Annotated in this window: 17 protein-coding genes; 6 read left to right on the forward strand and 11 right to left on the reverse strand. The window is 65.2% G+C overall.

Going from position 1 to position 19,203, the window contains the following annotated elements:
• Nucleotides 1–14: 14 nt before the first annotated feature.
• The 6 genes from AC1HIY_RS08415 to AC1HIY_RS08440 all read right to left on the reverse strand — a co-directional run bounded on the left by AC1HIY_RS08415 (nucleotide 15) and on the right by AC1HIY_RS08440 (nucleotide 7,580).
• Nucleotides 15–1,760, reverse strand: a complete 1,746-nt coding sequence (locus tag AC1HIY_RS08415) for an amidohydrolase family protein (protein WP_479576279.1) — start codon at nucleotides 1,758–1,760, stop codon at nucleotides 15–17.
• Between the two features lie 161 nt (nucleotides 1,761–1,921).
• Nucleotides 1,922–3,175, reverse strand: a complete 1,254-nt coding sequence (locus tag AC1HIY_RS08420; RefSeq protein WP_479576280.1) for an NAD(P)/FAD-dependent oxidoreductase — start codon at nucleotides 3,173–3,175, stop codon at nucleotides 1,922–1,924.
• Nucleotides 3,176–3,334: 159 nt separating this feature from the next.
• Nucleotides 3,335–4,336: a 4-hydroxyproline epimerase gene (locus tag AC1HIY_RS08425; protein WP_479576281.1), complete on the reverse strand. Its 1,002-nt coding sequence runs from the start codon at nucleotides 4,334–4,336 to the stop codon at nucleotides 3,335–3,337.
• A gap of 35 nt (nucleotides 4,337–4,371) precedes the next feature.
• On the reverse strand, nucleotides 4,372–5,964 hold the full coding sequence (locus AC1HIY_RS08430; RefSeq protein ID WP_479576282.1) for an aldehyde dehydrogenase (NADP(+)): 1,593 nt from the start codon (nucleotides 5,962–5,964) through the stop codon (nucleotides 4,372–4,374).
• 13 nt (nucleotides 5,965–5,977) lie between these two features.
• Nucleotides 5,978–6,631, reverse strand: coding sequence for a GntR family transcriptional regulator (locus tag AC1HIY_RS08435; RefSeq protein WP_479576283.1), 654 nt, complete (start codon nucleotides 6,629–6,631; stop codon nucleotides 5,978–5,980).
• 34 nt (nucleotides 6,632–6,665) lie between these two features.
• Nucleotides 6,666–7,580 carry a dihydrodipicolinate synthase family protein gene (locus tag AC1HIY_RS08440; protein WP_479576284.1) on the reverse strand — a complete coding sequence of 305 codons (915 nt, stop codon included), beginning with the start codon at nucleotides 7,578–7,580 and terminating at the stop codon, nucleotides 6,666–6,668.
• A 362-nt stretch (nucleotides 7,581–7,942) separates the two neighbouring features.
• On the opposite strand from AC1HIY_RS08440, the gene AC1HIY_RS08445 reads away from it, so the two are divergent.
• The 6 genes from AC1HIY_RS08445 to AC1HIY_RS08470 all read left to right on the forward strand — a co-directional run bounded on the left by AC1HIY_RS08445 (nucleotide 7,943) and on the right by AC1HIY_RS08470 (nucleotide 14,800).
• Complete coding sequence (locus tag AC1HIY_RS08445) at nucleotides 7,943–9,073, forward strand: S1C family serine protease (protein ID WP_479576285.1); 1,131 nt, start codon at nucleotides 7,943–7,945, stop codon at nucleotides 9,071–9,073.
• 51 nt (nucleotides 9,074–9,124) lie between these two features.
• A complete protein-coding gene (gene ftsH / locus AC1HIY_RS08450; RefSeq protein WP_479576286.1) occupies nucleotides 9,125–11,089 on the forward strand; it encodes an ATP-dependent zinc metalloprotease FtsH in 1,965 nt (654 codons plus the stop codon).
• Between the two features lie 73 nt (nucleotides 11,090–11,162).
• Nucleotides 11,163–12,323 carry a VLRF1 family aeRF1-type release factor gene (locus AC1HIY_RS08455; RefSeq protein ID WP_479576287.1) on the forward strand — a complete coding sequence of 387 codons (1,161 nt, stop codon included), beginning with the start codon at nucleotides 11,163–11,165 and terminating at the stop codon, nucleotides 12,321–12,323.
• A gap of 71 nt (nucleotides 12,324–12,394) precedes the next feature.
• Complete coding sequence (gene trxA / locus AC1HIY_RS08460) at nucleotides 12,395–12,727, forward strand: thioredoxin (protein ID WP_479576288.1); 333 nt, start codon at nucleotides 12,395–12,397, stop codon at nucleotides 12,725–12,727.
• Nucleotides 12,728–13,070: 343 nt separating this feature from the next.
• On the forward strand, nucleotides 13,071–14,024 hold the full coding sequence (locus tag AC1HIY_RS08465; protein ID WP_479576289.1) for a HipA domain-containing protein: 954 nt from the start codon (nucleotides 13,071–13,073) through the stop codon (nucleotides 14,022–14,024).
• A gap of 11 nt (nucleotides 14,025–14,035) precedes the next feature.
• Nucleotides 14,036–14,800, forward strand: coding sequence for an HIRAN domain-containing protein (locus AC1HIY_RS08470; protein WP_479576290.1), 765 nt, complete (start codon nucleotides 14,036–14,038; stop codon nucleotides 14,798–14,800).
• Nucleotides 14,801–15,006: 206 nt separating this feature from the next.
• Here AC1HIY_RS08470 and AC1HIY_RS08475 read toward each other — a convergent pair whose 3' ends face one another.
• The 5 genes from AC1HIY_RS08475 to AC1HIY_RS08495 form a co-directional block, all read right to left on the reverse strand.
• Complete coding sequence (locus tag AC1HIY_RS08475; protein ID WP_479576291.1) at nucleotides 15,007–15,831, reverse strand: hypothetical protein; 825 nt, start codon at nucleotides 15,829–15,831, stop codon at nucleotides 15,007–15,009.
• Nucleotides 15,832–15,893: 62 nt separating this feature from the next.
• Complete coding sequence (locus tag AC1HIY_RS08480) at nucleotides 15,894–16,349, reverse strand: hypothetical protein (protein WP_479576292.1); 456 nt, start codon at nucleotides 16,347–16,349, stop codon at nucleotides 15,894–15,896.
• Between the two features lie 49 nt (nucleotides 16,350–16,398).
• On the reverse strand, nucleotides 16,399–17,052 hold the full coding sequence (locus AC1HIY_RS08485) for an RNA polymerase sigma factor (RefSeq protein ID WP_479576293.1): 654 nt from the start codon (nucleotides 17,050–17,052) through the stop codon (nucleotides 16,399–16,401).
• Between the two features lie 15 nt (nucleotides 17,053–17,067).
• Complete coding sequence (locus AC1HIY_RS08490) at nucleotides 17,068–18,624, reverse strand: Do family serine endopeptidase (protein WP_479576294.1); 1,557 nt, start codon at nucleotides 18,622–18,624, stop codon at nucleotides 17,068–17,070.
• A 95-nt stretch (nucleotides 18,625–18,719) separates the two neighbouring features.
• The coding region (locus AC1HIY_RS08495; protein ID WP_479576295.1) for an Hsp70 family protein at nucleotides 18,720–19,203 on the reverse strand (484 nt) is incomplete at its 5' end.

Raw genomic sequence — 19,203 nt, forward strand, 5'->3', positions numbered from 1 at the left:
GGTTTGGAAACGGGTCAGGACCGGTCGGGGCCGGATGCGCGCGTGCCGGTGACGGGGGCGTCGCCCATGCCCGGCACGTTGACCGAGCCTTCCATCTCATCGCCGGCGATGACGACGGTGAAGGTGAGCGTGCCGGGGCCGTCGGGGATCTCGAACGTGAACGAAAGCTCGTTGCCGTCGAAGGTCAGGTTCTGAAGCTCCGTCACACCGGGGTTTTGACTGCTCGTGAGCGTGCCCTTGAGGTCGTCCGGCGCGCCTTCGAGCGTGAGCGTGCCGTCGAACTCGCCCATCGGCGTGGAGATGACATACTCCCACACCCCAGCGGGGTTGGCCGCCTCGCCTCCGGCTTTCGGCTTCTTCTCCTTGACCTCGTATTCGTACTTGACCCCGTCGACGAAGACGTATTTGATCTTCGCGTTCTCCTCGAAATACGGGGCGGTGGTCACGACGAGGTTGGCGATCTTGCCCTCATCCACGGAGCCGAGCATGGCCGAGAGACCGAGCAGATCGGCTCCGTCGGTGGTGAGCGCGGCGAGGGCGGCGTCTTCGGGCAGGCCGTGCTCGATCATCACCCGCAGGTTTTTGTGGATGTCGGCGGGTTTCACGTCCATCGTCGAGAACCCGAAGCGGAGGCCGGCTTCGTGGAGCAGGGCGGCGTTCTTGAGGTATTTCTCGCGGCTCATGCGCCGGCGGGCTTCGAGGTTGCGGCGTTCGGCTTCGAGGTCGCGGTACGTAGCCGTGCGGATGGACGGGTCGTACTGCGCCGCCATCTCAGCCTCGACGGAGTCCTCTCTGGCCTTCGCCTCATCCTTCGGCGCTTTGGGCAGGTCGAGCGTGAAGAAGAGCGGCGCGCGCGCTTCCTTGAGCGCGTCGATGAGGTCGAAGCTCTGTTCGAGACCGCCGAGCGCGAGCGGGAAGCCGAGGTCCTTTTGGAGGCGGAGGGCGCGGTAGCCTTCGAGGGCGCTCTCGACGAAGAAGAAGACGGGCTTCCGGCCTTCGAGGACGGGGAAGAAGGCCTCGTGCACGGCGTCGTGGGGCGGGCGTTCAAGCCCCGTCGGGTTCTCCTCGTACATCCGCTCGATCATGCGGCGGCGCTCGGCTTCGCGATAGAGCTGGCGCATCTTCGCCATCTGGCCCATCGGCGTGGCGGGATAGACGCCGGGCGCGCCTTCAAACTGCGCAAAGAGGGAGGCGTCGCCCCGAAGCACCATCGCGCCGGGGTCGTTGCCGGAGAGGAGGACGACGGCGCCGGAGCCGGGGAGCATGCGCCCGTGCGGGACGGTGTGCGCCGCCCCGAAGCCCGCCGCACGCAGGTCCTTGACCGACTTGTCGCCGGGCGCGAGCATCGTGCGGGCGTCGCGCTGAGGCTGGATGCCCGCGTAGTCGTCGGGCGGGTTGCCGGGGTCGTCGGGGCGCTTGCGGTTCGCGTCCTCTCTGGGCTTGGGGATGCCCGCGTGCGAAAGGCCGTCGATGAAGCCGGCATAGACGACCATCGAGTCGGCGGCGATGCGCTCGGCGTCAAAAGGGATGTCCACGTCCGTGCCGACGGCCACGATGAGGCCGTTGCGGAGGACGACCGTCCCGCGCTCGATGACGCGGCCCGGGGCCTGCACGATGCGCGCGTTCATGAGCGCGTACGTCCGCGTGACCGTCGGGAGGTCGTCCGTCTGAGCATGAACGCGGAGCGGCGTGCACGCGAGCGCCGCTGCGAAGACGAAGAACAGGGCCGCCGGGGCCGACCGGGAGGAGGGAAAGAACATGGACATTCGGGATCGAAAGGAACGAGTGGGCGAACTTCCGGAAAGGGAACATAAAGTACGGATAGCCTCCGTTCCGGGCAAGGCGATTCGGAGGCGCGAATGGGGAGGGCGAAGGGGGGCCGACCGCCGGTCGCACAGGACGGCTATCGGCAGAAAGCCCCTCATCCGAACCTTTCCGGAGCCAGCGGCGCAAGGGGGAGGGAAGGGACGCCGCCGGAGAGGAGCTCGGCGAGCAGCCGTCCCGTGACGGGCGCGAGCGTGACGCCCATCATGCCGTGGCCCGTGGCGAAGAACAGGTTGTCGTGGCGGGGACTCCGTCCGAGGAAGGGCAGCCCGTCGGGAGAACAGGGGCGGAAGCCCGACCACACGCCGGCGCGTTCGAGGTTGTCTTCCGAAGTATCCGGGGCGTATCGGCGGGCGAGTCGTCGGATCGGGGCGACGCGGCGGGCGTCCACGGAGGGGTCGAAGCCGGCGAGGGCGAGCGTCCCGGCGAAGCGGATCCGGCCCGGCATCGGCGTGACGGTCGTCTTCTCTTCGGTGAGGATCATGGGCAGGCGCGGGCCGTCGTCCGGGGCGGGGAGGGTGAGGCTGTACCCTTTCGCCGGCTGCACGGGGAGGCGTGCGCCCGCGGCCTTCGCCAGCCGTCCGCTCCAGGCGCCGGCGGCAATCACGACGCTCTCCGCCTCGACGAAGCCCGCCGTCGTGTGCGCGCCGGTGAGCCGCTCCCCGCGCCGTTCGAAGCCTGTCACGGCGACGCCTTCGTGGAGGGGGACGCCCCGTGCGGCAAGCGCCACGGCGAGCCGGTGGAGAAGGCGGTCCGGGTCCACGCGCCCGTCCTGCCGGTAGCGCACCGCGCCCTCGACGGGCGTACGGAGCCCCGGCTCGAGCGCGCGCACCGACGCGGCGTCGAGGCGGTCGACGGCAAGCCCGGCGTCCTCCGCAAGGGCGGCGGCCCGCAGGTTGTCTTTCCGCCCCTTCTCCGTGTGATAGAGCATCAGAAGGCCGGTCTGCGCGAAACCGAAGTCGCCGAGATCGTTCTGCATCTCGCCGAAAAGCTCGGCGGAGGCGAGGCTGAGGTCGCGGAGGAGGGGGGCGGCGCGGGCGACGTGCGCCTCGGTGCAATGCCGCCGGAAGACGAGGAGCCATCGCGCAAGCGCGGCGTCGGCCCGGGGTTTGATGTAAAAAGGGCTTTCCGGATGCGCCAGCCAACGCAACCCCTGCGCGACGACGCCGGGTGCGGCGAGCGGGACGAGGTGGCTCGGCACGATCATCCCCGCGTTCCCCGCCGATGCGCCCGTGCCCACCGGGTCGCGCGTGAGCACCGTCACGTCCCGCCCCGCCCGCCGGAGGAAATACGCCGCGCACAACCCCACCACGCCGCCTCCGATGACCAGCACGTCCGCTCTGTCCGTCATGTGCATGCTCCTTCCGGGTCGCCCCGGTTCGTTCGATCCGCGCCGTTCACCGACCGGAGCGGCCGTTGCGTGTTCCGTATCGGGGAAGGACCCTTTTTTCAAACCATAGGCCCTTCGAATCCCGAGCGCGGGCCGACCGGGATCGCATCGGGGGGCCCGTCAGACGACCTGAAAGCCGTGCGCGTACGGGTCGTCGTCGTCGATGAAAATCGTATTGAAGCCCGTCACCTTCGCCCAGCCTTCGACGCTCGGGACGATGGCCGCCCGGTCGCCGACGGTGGTCCGGTCCTCCACGCGTCCGCGAAAGAGGCTGCCGATGATGCTCTCGTGCACGAACGGGTCTCCGGCGTCGAGCTTCCCTTGCGCCGCCCATTGCGCCATGCGCGCCGAGGTGCCCGTGCCGCACGGGGAACGGTCGATGGCCTTGTCGCCGTAAAAGACGGCGTTTCGGGCGTGCGCCCCGGGGCGGGTGGGCGCGCCCGTCCACAGGATGTGGCTCAGTCCCCGGATGGCCGGGTCCTCGGGGTGGACGAACGTGTATCGCTCGTTGAGAAGGCGTCGGAGCGTGAGGCTCCAGCGGATGAGGTCGGCGGCGGTGTGGTCGGCCAGGTCGCGGAAGTTCGGCTGCGCATCGACGATGGCGTAAAAATTACCGCCATAGGCCACGTCCACGGTGAGCGGGCCGAGGTCCGGGCTTTCGACGGCCAGCCCTTCCGCCGCGAGGAACGACGGCACGTTGACGAGGCGCACCGAGCGGACGCGCCCGTTCTCGACGTGAACATGCGCGTCGACGCGGCCCGCAGGCGTTTCGAGGCGGACGACGCCCGGCGCACGCGGCGTCACGAGGCCGTGCTCGATCATCACCGTCACCGTGCCGATGGTCCCGTGCCCGCACATGGGCAGGCAGCCGCTCGTCTCGATGAAGAGGATCGCCGCGTCGCAGTCGTCGCGGGTGGGAGGATAGAGGATCGCGCCGGACATCTGGTCGTGGCCGCGCGGCTCAAACATCAGCCCCGTGCGGACCCAGTCGTATTCCGCGAGGAAATGGAGGCGTCGTTCGCGCATCGAGTCGCCTTCGAGCGGCGGCCCCCCGCCCGTGACCACCCGCACCGGGTTTCCACACGTGTGCGCGTCGATACAGAAGAAGGTTTTTCTCGGCATGAGCGTGGGGGCGTGCAGGTTGCGCGGAACGTGGATCAGGACAGGGGGGCGCGGGTGAAGGCGCCGTCGACGAGCCGCCGGATGCCGCGCGGGTTCTCGTCGCGGAGTTCGGGGGGGAGCGCCGACGGCGGGAAGTCCTGAAAACACACGGGGCGGGCGAAGCGGAAGATGGCCGCCGTGCCCACGGAGGTGGAACGGACGTCGGTGGTAGCCGGGTACGGGCCGCCGTGGTTCATCGACGGGCACACCTCGACGCCGGTCGGGAAACCGTTGAAGATAAGGCGTCCGGCCTTGTTTTCGAGGAGGCGCACGAGTCCGGCATGGCGGCGGAGGTCGTCGTCGTCGCCGTGGAGCGTGGCGGTGAGGACGCCGGGGAGGGCGCGGCCGACGCGTTCGAGCGCCGCGTCGTCGTCGCACCGGACGACCATCGTCGCGGGGCCGAAGACCTCTTCGTGGAGGTGCGGGTTCGCCTCGAAGGTGGCGGCGTCGGTGGCGAAGACGGCGGGCCGGGCCGGCGTGGCGGTTTCGGAGACCGCGTCGCTCACGGCCACGGGCCGGACGCCTCCGGTCGCATGCCATCGCGCCAGGCCTTCTTCATAGGCCGATCGGATGCCCGCGTGGAGCATCGTCCCACCCGAGGCGCGGGCGACTTCCGCTTCGATGCCGGCGATGAAGCGTTCGAGCGCCGGACCCGACGGGGCGAAGACGAGGCCGGGGTTTGTGCAAAACTGTCCGGCGCCAAGCGTCACGGACTGGAGGAGGCCGCGCACGAGCTCGTCCGTCCGCGCCTCGAGCGCGGAGGGAAGCATGAAGACGGGGTTGACGCTGCCCATCTCGGCATACACCGGGATGGGCTCGGGGCGGGCGGCGGCGGCGTCGAAGAGGGCGCGTCCGGCGCGCAGCGACCCCGTGAAACCGACGGCGCGCGTGAGCGGGTGGCGCACGAGGGCCAGGCCGGTGGCGGGCTTCGCGCCGTGCACGAGCGAGAACGTGCCGGGGTGAAAGCCGAGCGCTGCGACGGCCTTCGCAAGGGCGCGGCCCACGAGTTCCGACGTGCCGGGGTGCGCCGGATGCGCCTTGCAGACCACCGGGCATCCCGCCGCAAGCGCCGAGGCCGTGTCGCCGCCGGCAACGGAGAAGGCGAGCGGAAAGTTGCTCGCGCCGAAGACGGCCACGGGTCCGAGCGGGATGAGCATCCGCCGGAGGTCGGGCTTCGGCACGGGCTTCCGGTCGGGGCGGGCGCGGTCGATGCGGGCGTTCACCCACGAGCCTTCGCGCACGACGTCGGCGAAGAGCCGAAGCTGATGCGTCGTCCGCCCCCGTTCGCCCCGGATGCGCCCTTCCGGCAGCCCCGTCTCGGCCTTCACCCGTGCGACGAGCGTCTCGCCGAGCGCCTCGATCTCTTCGGCGATGCGTTCGAGCAGTTCGGCCCATGCTTCCGCCGGGCGCATCCGGTCGGCGCGAAAGGCCTCCTCCGCCGCCCGCAACGCCCGGTCGATCTCCTCCGGCGCGGCTTCGTGAAAGGCGGGGGCGAGCGCCTCGCCGGTGACCGGGTTCACGGCGCGGATCGAGGGAGCGCCCTCGTCCGAAAGTGCGCCGGCGATCAGGTTTTTTCCGTGGAGCGTCATGCGGTTCTCGGGTTCACGCGCGCGAGAGTTCGAGCACGTTGTGCGTGAAGTGTTCGAGGTAGTCGAGGAGCGCGTCGGAGGCGGCCACGGCGGCGTTCTCGTTGCCTTCGACGACGGCCTCGATGAGGCGGGTGTGGGCGGCGGCGGAGCGGATGAGGTCGCCTTCATGTCGGTACTGATACCAGAAGCGGCGGCAATGCGCGTGGAGCGGCGCGGCGGCGCGGGTGGCGAACGGGTTGCGGGCGGCTTCGGCAAAGCGCTCGTCGCAGGTTCGGTCGGCGCGCATGAAGGCGTCGAGGTCGTCGCGGGCGGCGGCGTCGCGCATGGCGTAGGCGCACGCGGCGAGCGCCCGTCGGTGCTCCGGGGCGGCGCGGCGCGCGGCGCGGGCGATGACGAGGCGGTCGAGCACGCGCCGCGTCTCGAGGAGGGCGAGGAAGTCGAGAAGGTTGATCTCCGTCACCATCATGCCGCGCCGGGGCAGGGCCGCCACGAGCCCCTCGGCGGCGAGCCGCTGAAGCGCTTCACGGAGCGGCGTGCGCCCGATGCCGATGTGGGCGCTCAGATCGGCTTCGGAGAACACCCGGCCGGGGGGCAGCTTCAGCGTGACGATCATCGCCTCGACGAGGTCGTATGCGCGGTGGGCGAGGGTGGGCGCGTCGCGGGTCATGTGCGGTTCATGCGAGTCTGTGGCGGCCGGGCGCTCAAACGGCTTCGAGCACCGGGAGCGGGGGACGTTTCGAGAGGCGGTCTTCGATGATGGACGTGACCCGGGCGCGCTCCTCGCCGACGAGCGGCAGGCGCGGCGGGCGGACGCGCTCCGTGCCGAGGCCCGTCATCGCCTCGGCAAGCTTGATGTTTTGCACGAGCTTCGTCGAGACGTCGAGGTGGAGCAGCGGCATGAACCAGCGATAGAGCGCGCGCGCTTCTTCGAGGCGGCCCGCCCGCGCCAGTCGGTAGATCGCCACCGTTTCGTGGGGGAAGGCGCACACGAGCCCCGCCACCCAGCCGACGGCGCCGAGGAGCATCGCCTCGAGCGCGAGGTCGTCCACGCCGCAGAAAATCCGGTACCGGTCGCCGACGCGGTTGAGGATGTCCGTCACCCGCCGCACGTCGTCCGAGGACTCTTTGATCGCGACGAACTTCGGCTCGTCGGCCAGTTCTTCGAACATCTCCGGCGTCACGTCCACGCCGTAGGCGACGGGGTTGTTGTAAATCATGACGGGGCGGTCCGTGGCGGCGGCGACGGTGCGAAGGTAGGCGAGCGTCTCGCGCCGGTCGGAGCGGTAGAGCATCGGCGGGAGGAGCATGAAGCCGTCCGCTCCGTCGGCGGCGGCGCGCTCGGCGAAGCGGACGGCGTCGGCAGTGGTGCGCTCGGCGATGCCGCAGAGCACCGGCACGCGCCCGGCGCTCACCCGAAGGGCCAGGCGAAGCACGTCGCGCTTCTCCCCGGAGGTGAGCGTGCTGCTTTCCCCGAGCGAACCGCCTACGATCAGCCCGTGCACCCCGGCGGCGATCTGCCCGCCGAAATGCCGCTCCATGGCCTCGTAGTCAAGGCTGAAATCTTCTTTGAACTTGGTCGTGACCGCGGGGAAAACCCCCGCCCAGGGTGCCGCCATGATGCCTTTTCCGGGAAAGGTGGGACGAAAGACAGTTCAAGATATGCCACTGATATATTAATTGCATAACAAAGTGGAGCCCCGGATAATTTTCATGGAAAGACGGAGGAGGGAGGAACAAGGGAAACGGAAAGAACTTGACGCAACGTTGGAGCGGCGGAATCCGTGACGGGACGACCGGAACGCCGGGGTCGGCCGTGCTCGTCGCGCCCGTTCGGGGGATGAACAGGCATGCAACGGGTCCCGGATACGACGCCGCGCACGCGCTGTTTACAGGATTTGGAATTTCATGATAAGGAACGGAAGGGAGATGCCTATATTGGAGCAAGCGGGTGTCTTACAACCAGAAAGAGGGCGGCGTCATGTCTGACAAACGAAAAAAGTGGCTTCCCGTCATCGTCATGGCTTTGCTGGTGGCGGGGATCGGGTTTGCCGGTGCGACGGCATGGCGCACGGCCGAGGCGCAGCGCGTGTCGGTTCGGGAAGCGGCTCGGCCTCGACCGGTCGCGCCGCGCGCGGATCTGACGCCGGAGGAGAAGGCCACCATCGCCCTGTTCGAGCATGCTTCTCCGTCGGTGACGTACATCACCTCGCTCAACGTGCAGCGCGACTTCTTCACGCGCAACGTGACGGAGATCCCCCGGGGGACGGGCACCGGGTTCGTCTGGGATGAGGGGGGACACGTCATCACCAATTTCCACGTCATCGAGGGGGCGGACCGGGCGCTGGTGACGCTGGCCGACGGCACCACGTGGGAGGCGGGTCTGGTGGGGGTGGCGGCGGAAAAGGACCTCGCCGTGCTCCGCATCGAAGCGCCGGCCGAGCGGCTGCACCCGATCCCCGTCGGGACGTCCGGAGACCTTCGCGTCGGGCAGTCCGTCTATGCCATCGGCAACCCCTTCGGGCTCGACCAGACGCTCACGACGGGCGTCATCAGCGCGCTCGGGCGGGAGATCGAGTCGGTGGCGAAGATCCCCATTCGAGGGGTGATCCAGACCGACGCGGCCATCAACCCCGGCAACTCGGGCGGCCCTTTGCTCGACTCCTCCGGGCGGCTCATCGGGGTGAACACGGCCATCTACAGCCCCTCCGGAGCGTACGCGGGCATCGGCTTCGCCATCCCCGTCGACGTGGTAAACTGGGTCGTGCCCGAACTGATCACGCACGGCCACTTGCGGCGTCCGAACCTGGGCGTGGAGGTTGCGCCCGAGCAGCTCATGCGGCGGCTCGGCATCGAGATGGGCGCGCTCGTGATCGACGTGCAGCCCGGAAGCTCCGCCGAACGCGCCGGCATCCGCCCGACGACCCGCGACCGGCGCGGCTACATCCGCCTCGGCGACCTGATCGTGGGCGTGGACGGTGAACCCATCCGCTCGCCCAACGACCTCCTCCTCGCGCTCGAACGCCGCAACCCCGGCGACATCGTGCGCCTGACCCTGCTCCGGGACGGAAAGAAGATCGACGTCGACTTGAGGCTTGAAGCCTACCGGTAAACGGCGACGCTCGCTACGGGGCGACGAAGAACAATCATTAGATAGGACACCATGGAAAAGCCTGCAAAATTCTCGATATGGTATTACGTGATCGTGATGTTGGGCTTGTTGGCGATGGAGGTTTTTTTATTCTCGGGGCCATCCACAAATCATGAGATTTCCTATAAGGCATTTCGCGATAAACTTCAGGAAGGCGCCGTCGAAAAAGTCGTGATTCTCCCGGATCGCATCGTCGGGACGTTCAAAGACACCACGGGAGCGGATACGACGAAAGCCGGCTCGGATCTGAGTTTCGGGCCGAATGCGCCGTGGCGGTTGCGGCTCGAAGAGATCGAACGGCAGGCGGCGCTTCAGTTCACCGTGACGCGCCTTCCGGACGTGCAGGACGACTCCCTGCTGGCCTATCTGGATGCCGCCGGTGTGGATTATAGTGGTCATATAGAAAATAACTTCTTCCGTAATTTCTTTTTGAACTGGATCCTTCCCTTTCTCCTTCTGGGGGCGATCTGGGTGTTCATATTTCGCCGGATGAGCATGGGGCAGAACAACATTCTGAGTGTGGGGAAGGCGAATGCGAAGATCGTGGCCGAGTCTCCCCGGAATCGCGTCACGTTCAAGGACGTGGCGGGGGTGGACGAAGCCGTGGAGGAAGTGCGGGAGATCGTCTCGTTCCTCAAAAACCCGCAGAAATACACGCGTCTGGGGGCAAAGCTGCCCAAGGGCGTCTTGCTCGTCGGGCCGCCGGGGACGGGCAAGACGCTCCTGGCCCGAGCCGTTGCGGGCGAAGCGGAAGTGCCGTTTTTCTCGCTCTCCGGCTCCGACTTCGTCGAGATGTTCGTGGGGGTGGGGGCGGCCCGCGTGCGCGACCTCTTCCGGCAGGCGAAGGAGAAAGCGCCGTGCATCATCTTTATCGACGAGATCGACGCCATCGGGAAGAGCCGGGCGCAGGTGAGCGTCATCGGGGGGAACGACGAGCGCGAGAACACGCTCAATCAGCTCCTCGAAGAGATGGACGGCTTCGAGGGGACCGAGGGCGTCATCCTCATGGGCGCGACGAACCGTCCCGAGGTGCTCGATCCGGCGCTCCTGCGTCCCGGGCGCTTCGACCGCCAGGTGCTCGTCGACCGGCCCGACATGAAGGGGCGTGAGGCCATTTTCCGCGTGCACACGCGCAACCTCAAACTCGACGATACGGTGGATCTGAAGCGGCTGGCCGCCCAGACGCCGGGGTTCGTGGGGGCGAACATCGCCAACGTGTGCAACGAGGCGGCGCTCCTGGCGGCGCGCAAGGGCAAGGACCGCATCTCGATGCGCGAGTTCGAGGAGGCCATCGAGCGGAGTGTGGCCGGACTGGAGAAGAAGAACCGCATCATCAACGAGAAGGAGCGGCGGATCGTGGCCTACCATGAGTCGGGCCATGCCATCGTCGGCTATTTCACGCCGGGCGCGGACGTCGTGCAGAAGGTGTCCATCGTGCCGCGGGGGATCGGGGCGCTCGGTTATACGCTTCAGATGCCGCTCGAAGACCGCTACCTGATGAGCCGAAGCGAACTTCTGGGCAAGATCAAGGGCTTGCTCGGGGGGCGCGCCGCCGAGGAGATCGTTTTCGAGGAAGTATCCACGGGGGCCTCGAACGACCTCGAACGGGTGACGCAACTCGCGAAAAGCATGGTGGTGATTTACGGGATGAGTGAAAAGCTGCCCAACCTCTCGCTCGTGCAACAATCGGGGCCGGGCTTCCTCGGGCAGACGGGGCAGACCGAACGGCGCTCCGAGCGCGTCGAAGAGATGATCGACGAGGAGATCCTCGGCATCATCCGGACGTGCTATGCGGAGACGAAAGCCCTGCTGAAGTCCAAACGCGACCTGCTCGACAAAATGGCCGCCGTGCTGATCGAGAAAGAGGTCATCGAGTACGAAGAGATCCGAGACATTCTGGGAGAGCCGCCGAAGGAAAAGGAGCCCGAGGCGGCGACTTCAAAGAAGGCGCGCAAACGAACCGACGGGCAAGCGTGAAGGAGAAAAGCACACGGGCCACGCGGACGTTTGCGCGGGTACCTCATAAACCAACACCAGACGATAGAGCCGTATGGAAGACTGGATCGATACGTTGCAGGAACAACTCGGCGCGTACGAAGCGCCGATCCTTTCGCTGTATCTGGACGTGAACCCGGCCCATGCCGAAAACTTGCGGGAGGGATATCGGATACGGGCGGAGAACGCCATGAAACAGGCAGGCGTCCCGGAGACGCTGATCGAAGAGGTCGTGGCCCGGTTCCGACAGGATCCGCCGCATCGGTACGGGCGGACGCTGGCGCTTTTTGCCGCCGAAGACCCGGAGGCGCTTTTCGAGAGGCATTTTCTCCAGGTGGATCTCCCGCTCGTCTCCGAGGTGGACCGCGTCATCGCGCGGTGGTCCGCTCCGTACGTGGCGCCGTTGCTGCTGGCCCGCGACGACTATGAGCGGTACGCCGTCGTGTACATGGACCGGGCGCGGTGGCGCTTCTTCGAGGTGCATATGGGAGAGATCGAGGAGGTGAAGGAAGCTTTCGTGGAGATCGACACGACCGAATGGCGGCGGCTGACCGAGCCGACGGGCGGCTCGCCTGCCATGGAGACGGTCGGCGCCGGGAAGGATCTCTACGAGAGCCGGGAAGAAGCCTGGGTGCATCGTTTTTACAAGAAGAACGCCGCGCTGCTCGAAAAAGCGATGGCGGCCCGGGGAGCCGAGCGGCTGATCCTCTGTGGGCCGGAAGAGCGTCGGGCCGCCTTCGAGGCGGTGTTGTCGAAAGCCCTCGCGGAGAAGGTGGTTGCGCGGCTGCCGGGGTTGCCGTATCCCGAGGCGTCGCCCGCGCAGGTGCTCGATCACGTGGCGGATGCCGTCGAACGGGCCGAGCGAGAAGGCGAGGTGGCGCTCCTCGAACGCATCGCCGAGCGCGGGGTGTGGGGGCTCGACGCCGTGCTTCAGTCCTTGCAGCAGGGGCAACTCTATACCGTGGCCGTGCCGTGGACGCCCCGGGTGCTCTTCACAACGGTGCACCGCTGTGAAGAGACGGGCTTCGTCGCCGTCGATGCGGCGAAGGCGGAAGCGGGCTGCGCGCCCGGCCATACGCCGGCTCCGACGCGCCTGGACGAGGTGTTGCCCGCCCTGGCCGTGCAACATGGCAGCCGGCTGGAGTTCGTCCGCGGTGAGGCCGAACGCAGGCTGGTCGAAACGATGGACGGCATCGCGGGCCTCCGCCGGTGGTAGCAAGGACGCCCTCGCGCGCGGCGGAACGCCCCGGGTTCCGGCAAAACATCAATCAACATCCCAGAGAGATCATGGCAAACGTACCGGAGTTTTTTCAGAAGGAAGTGCTCGACAAGAGCCGTGAAAAGCCCGTTCTGGTGGATTTCTGGGCGCCGTGGTGCGGACCGTGCCGCGTCCTGAGCCCGACGCTCGAAAAGCTGGCGAAAGAGAGCAAAGGGGCATGGCGGCTGGTCAAGATCAACACCGACCGGCAGCCCCAGCTCTCCGCGCAATACGGCATCCGGGGCATCCCCGCCGTGAAGCTCTTCATCGACGGCGAGGTGAAGGGGGAGTTCGTCGGCGCGTTGCCCGAGCCCGCCGTGCGGAAGTGGCTGAGCGAACACCTGCCGGCGCACACGGGATGAGGCGGCGAGCGGATGCTCGTCATGCCGTTTCCCTTATCGAGCGTGGCGCATAGGGCGACCGGCCGGTCGGCTCTACGGAAGGTCGTTTGAAGGATGGCGACATCCTTTTCGAAACGCTTGTTCCCATGCGCTGCGAGGGAACGTCCGCCGTACGCTCCGCGTCTCCTGCGTCGGCGCACGATTCCGGGTAGCGTGCCATGCGTGGCGCATAGAATCCTCGACGGGACCTGAGTGACGGCTTTATGTTGAAATAACTGAATTGACGTACAATAGAAATCTCGAAGGTTTTATAAGAAGGCAACCTGACATTCAGTTGTCAGGGGTCATCTCATAGATTTCTCCCATGAAGTCTTTTCCAATCATTCGCGTACCTGATGAAGCACCGGAGCGTTTGGAAAATGTTGGGAGCAAGGAGAAATTCTGGTATACCCGCAGCGAGCTTGAACCACATGAACGGTGGCTTTTCAAGGCAAACCGCCTCATAATCCCCGAAAACACCGATAGTTGGGCTGGCGAAGACTGGTCAGAGAAAGTTGCTGCCGAGCTTTGCACATTGCTTGGCTTGCCATGTGCGACGTATGAACTGGCTGTTTGGATGAATACCCGTGGCGTCGTGACGCGCCGTATCGAACGGGAACATGAGCGACTTGTGCTCGGCAATGAGTTGCTTGCCGGTCATGACTATCCGCGCGTCACAGAGAACCGATTTGACCGGATACCACAGTACACGCTTGATCTCACTCTCGAAACGCTTGCCAATTCTACAATTGGTGTTGCGCTTGACCCTACATGGGCGCTCCCGGAAGGTGTGGCGTCCCCTCCTGAGGCTTTTGTCGGGTTCCTGCTACTTGATGCCTGGATTGCCAATACGGATCGTCATGACAGGAATTGGGGGGTTTTGGAGTCGTACACCGAGAATGGTCTTCACCGGTACCTCGCTCCAACGTTCGATCATGCCTCTAGCTTGGGGCGTGAATTGTTAGATGAAAAACGTCGCGAGCGGCTGACATCTCGGGATCGTGGTCAGAGTATCGAGAAGTATGTTGAACGTGCGCGTTCCGGGTTTTTTCGCAGTGAGGGTGACCGAATAACCATGCATCCTGTAGAAGCCTTTATGCATGCAAAGAAGCGATATAGTGTGGCAGCCGATGCGTGGTTAAGCCGTCTTGCGGCAATCGATGACGAGCAGATAGAAAGGATATTGAACCGTCTACCGGGCGAACGAATTTCGTCGGTTGGCACCGAGTTTGCGCGAAAAGTGTTAGATTTGAACAGAAAAGCCCTCCTTGAGCTTTGAGGTTAAACCGTATGAGCATCCTTTTTCTCGCTTGGCAAGATCCTGTCCGCAGGCGGTGGTTCACCGTGGGGAGATTACTTCGACGGAGAGAGAAGTACGTTTTTACGTACACGAAAGGCGCCCGTGCCGCTCAAAAGAGCGGATTTAAACCGCTCGTGTCGTTTCCTGTTTTGGAGAAGTACTACGAGTCAGATGAGATTTTCCCCTTGTTTGCTAACGCAGTCCTTTCTCCTAACCGTCCCGAATACAAGAATTTGATTAAGTGGCTGAGCATTCCTCATGACGAAGCCGATCCTATTGCTATTCTTGCCCGTACGGGCGGCAATTCCATGACGGAAACCCTGGAAATCTTCCCCTGTCCGGAACCCGACAGCGATAACACGTACCTTGTGCACTTCTTCGTTCGAGGGTTGCGCCACCAATCACTATGCGCCATTGATCGGGTGAAGACCCTGAAGCCGGGGGAAGAGTTGTTGCTCATGGCTGACCTGCAAAATCCACACGATCCGAATGCCTACGCACTCCGAACGGCAGAGCAATCCAAGAACGATATGCACCTCCTCGGCTATCTACCTCGTTATCTTGCCGGCGAGTTAAAACGGTTCGAGCGGAGTGACATCACGAAGGCAATCGTTGAAGTTGTACAAGTCAATGCATCGCCGGCCCCCATCCACTTCCGTGTACTATGCCGTATGCGCATGCCATGGCCGGAAGGTCATGTTCCGTTCAGCACGGAGGAATATCAGCCACTGACCGTTTTGGACAAAAGTCCATGATGCAAGGTTTAGGAAACTCCAGTCGTGAATTGAAGAAACGTAGAAAGTCAACATTCTCAGTCATGTGAGGTCAACTTAGTTGACCTCCACTATAGCTTGCGCCGGATCGACGAAATCGCACGATTTTTGGAATTTTGGAAAAGGGATAAAAAAAATAGCCTCGACCCGGTCATCAGGTCGAGGCTATTTGCGAGTAAGAAGGCAGGCTATCGCTGCGGGACGGGTTCGACGTTCAGCGCTTGCAGGTAGATGTCCTCGCCGGAGAGCTCCGCGATGACCTCCTCGGGGAGCTTCCAGCTGGTCTGGAGCAGCCCCGGCCCCGGCAATTCGCGGATGATGCCGTAGAACGTCCACAGGTCGCCTTTTTTGATGTCGAATTTCTTTCGATACTCTTCCGGCATCGTCAGCACGACGAAGAGGCGGCCGGTCTCTTTCGAGCCGATCCAGAAGGCATTCTCGGCGACCACCTCGTCCACCGGGGCGTGCCGGAAGAGGGCGGTCCGGTCGATGTACGCATCCTGGTTCTGGGACATCGCCACCTCTGCGAGGTTCGTGAGGGGCGTCATCGAGGTCGGAGGCTCGGGCGCCGAACGCGGCGTGACGACGACCGGCGGGAGGGTGGCCGCCACCGACTCGCCGATGACCACCACGGGCCGGTTCTTGAACATCCCGGCGAGCACGGGGTCGAGCTGAAGATTGTATTTCCGCTCCAGCCCCTCGACCGAGAAAGGCTCCACGCGGCCGGTCACGAGCACGAGGTCGTTTTTCTGAAGCGGCGCCTCCACCGTGCGTTCCGGCGCCGCGGCGATGGCATCGAGGCTGATCACGAGCAGGTCGCCCCGAAATCCATGACCGCCGACGGTGAAGATGCGTGGGTCGAAGACGTCGTTGACTTCGCCGCTCAGCGTCACGGTCTTCCCGACGTATTTCGTCGGGTTGGTTATAATCTCATCTGCACTCAGCCCGATGGTGTCGGTCTTCGACTGGCACGCGCCGAGTGCGAACACAAAGATGAGGGGAAGGAATCGCATATATGTTCGGGCAACGGGCCTTGTCGTTGTTTTCATGGTTTTGCCTCCGTTACGCTTGGGATTCATGGGGTAAGGGTGTCGGGGACGCTTTCGCCGGACCGGGCATCCTCTGCAAAGGATTTGGGAAGTTCTCCCAGCGTCATCGTGAGGACGTCGCGGGCGGCATAGGAGCCGTTGAGGATGGCTTCGCGCTCGGTGATCGGCAGCGGGTCCCGCCCGGTGAGGGCGGGCGCCTGGGCCTCGAGCATGAGCGCGAGGTCGGCGGGCGTCCGAAGTATGCTCGCCAGCTCGACGGCGGCCTCGACGAGCGCGCGCAGGGGCGTCTCGGCGGTGAAGGGAACGCCGTGGTACGTCAGCAACCCTTCCAGGGATCGCCGCGTCGTCAGGAGGCTCTCCGTCAGGAGCGCGGAGTAATCGGGAGCGGCGTCGTCGCGCAGCGCGCGGACGTTCTCCAGATGCTCCGCCGCTTCCCGGAGCAGCCGCCGGGTGGTGTTCATGCGTGTTTCAAAGGTGCTCATCGTCGTCTCGGGTCGGATCGTGGGGATCGGGCCATTGCGCCGCGCGCGGTCAGGCGTTCTGCCGGGCGCGCTCGTCGCGGATGCGGCGGCGGGCGTTGCGCACCATCTCCGCCGCGCGCTCGACCGTGACGCCCAGCGCATACGCGACCTCGATCATCGTCAGCTTGTGCTCCTCATAGAGCAAGAGCGCTTGCCGCTCGTCGACCGCGAGCGGATAGGTCTCGGTCTCTTTGAGCAAGAAGTCCTCCTCGGGGTTGGGGACGTTGTCCGGGAAGACATCCTCCCACTTTTCGAGGTCGTCCGGCTGATACCATTCCCAGAAGGACTCCTCGTCGTCGTAGAGCGGTTCGGGGGGGAGCGGCTCGTCGAGCGAGATCGCCCAGAGGTCGCGTTCCCACCGGGGCCGTTCGATGAGTTTCCGGAGCACCCGGTGCTGCGTGCCGAGCAGCCAGGCGCGCAGGCTCACGCCCTCGGGTCGTTCTTTTCGGGAGGCCCAGGCTCGGAGGAGCGTCTCGCCCACGAGTTCCTCGGGGGTGATGTCGCGGGCGGCGGGCTCGCCCCGGAAGCGGTGGTAGCCGAGGTCGCGCCGCGCTGCGGTGAGGAGCTCTTCGAGAAAGGGTTCCACCAGGCGGTTGAAGGCGGCGCGGTCCCCGTCGAGGGCGGCCTGCCAGTCTTCTCTATGTCGATGGTCGTGTTTTTCCATGTCTGCAAAAACCTCTCAGCTTTTGGGTTTGGTCAGCGCGGTGAGGATGGAGCCGTTCAGGTTGGGCTGGCGCACGCGCACGAGGAACGTCGCGCCGGGCTCAAGGTCGTGATAAATGCGCTCAAAGTCGCGGACGTTCTGGACCGGCTGCTTGTTCACCTCTACGATGAGCTGTCCGGCCCGGAGGTTGGCGTCCCGATACGCGTCGCTCTCGGCGTCCACACGGGTGATGAGCACGCCCCGGGCGTCCTCGTCATAGCCAAACTGCTTCGCCAGGTCGGGCGTCAGGTCGGTATAGCTGAAGCCCAGCTGCTTTTCGATGTCGCCGCGGGTGGACGGCTGCGCAGCGGAAGCGGCTTCGGCGGTTTCCTCTTCACTTGCGCCGAGCGTGACGGTGACGGTTTTCTCCTCTCCCGCCCGGTTGAGCGTGATTGCGACCTTCTGTCCCGGCTTCATGGCGGCGATGAGGGTGGAGAGTTCGAGCGAGTTCGTCAGGGGTTTGCCGTCGACGGCGGTGATGACGTCTCCTTCCTCGATGCCCGCCTTGTCGGCTGCCGAGCCTTCGACGACGCTCATCACCTGCGCCGCGCCGCGCGGCAGGTCGAGCGCCTCGATGAGGGCCGGGCTTGCCGCCGTGTATTGCACGCCCAGCCGCGCCCGGCGCACCTTGCCGTGCTCGATCAGCTCCTCGGCGATGGTGTGCACCGTGTTGACCGGGACGGCGAAGCCGATGCCCTGGTAGCCGCCCGTCTGCGAATAGATCGCCGTGTTGATGCCGACGAGGCGTCCGTGCAGATCGACGAGCGGGCCGCCCGAGTTGCCGGGGTTGATGGCCGCGTCGGTCTGGATGTAATTCTGCACGCTCTCGCCCGTGCTCGAGTACCGACCCACCGCGCTGATGATGCCTGCGGTGACGGTGTTCTGAAGCTCCTCGGACAGCGGCGAGCCGAAGGCCATCACCCACTGGCCCACGCGCAACTCGTCCGAGTCGCCGAGGGAGATCGCCGGCAACGCGTTCGCGTCGATGTGGATGACGGCCAGGTCGGTGAACGTGTCCGTGCCTACGACCTCGGCGTCGTAGACGTCGCCGTTGGAAAGGCGCACCTTAACCTCGTCGGCGTCCGTCACCACATGGTTGTTCGTCACGATGTAGCCGTCGTTCCGGAGGATGACGCCGGAGCCGAGGCCGCGCTGATGGAACTCGCGCGGCTGCCCGTTGCCGTCCTGCCCGCGCGGCGCGCGGAAGGGGGCGAAGAAATCCTCGAAAGGCGTGCCCTCGAACGGGTTGATCGGGAAAGGATTGGCGGGCGCCTCGATCACTTTCTCGATCATGATCTGGACGACGGTGGGGTTCACCTGTTCGGCTACTTTGATGAAGGCGTCTTCGAGATCGAGGTCTTCGCGTATCTCGGTGTCGCCTGCGACCAGCGCGGCCGCATGCTTGGCCTCGCTCTCGGGCGCGACGCGGTCGCCCAGGCCGAAGAAATTGGAACCCAGGAGGATGAAGAAGATGCCGGCCAGGAAAGCCGCGAGGATCAGGGCCGGGGTGGTCAGTTTTTTGAATCGAGTCATGGCTGTCGTGCGCTTGAATTGAAGTGGATGCGGCACAGAAGGATAAAAAAGGAAGAGCCCCGACCGCCGCAGGGGCCATCGGGGCTCTCGGGCGCTTATTGCGCCTCGCCTTCATCAACGACTTCGAAGTCGACGTCTTTGACCTCATCTCCACCCGCCGGAGCAGCCTCTCCTTCCGGAGCGGCCCCCTGCTGGGCCTTGTAGAGATCCTCGCTGGCCTCGCTCCAGGCCTCGTTGAGCTGCTGCATGGCCGATTCCGCCTCGTCGACGTTCTCCGTCTTGTGGGCTTCCTTCAGCCGTTCGAGCGCGGCCTCGATCTTGGCGCGTTTCTCCGCCGGGAGCTTGTCGCCGTACTCCTTGAGGTTCTTCTCCGAGGTATAGATCAGGCTGTCGGCCTGGTTCATCACCTCGATCTGACGACGACGTTGCTTGTCCTCGGCGGCGTGTGCCCGGGCGTCGGCGCGCATCTTCTCGATCTCGGCCTCCGTCAACCCGCTCGACGCCTCGATCCGGATCGACTGCTCCTTGCCCGTCGCCTTGTCCTTCGCCGAAACGCTCAGGATCCCGTTCGCGTCGATG

The organism is Rhodocaloribacter sp., assembly GCF_056451265.1.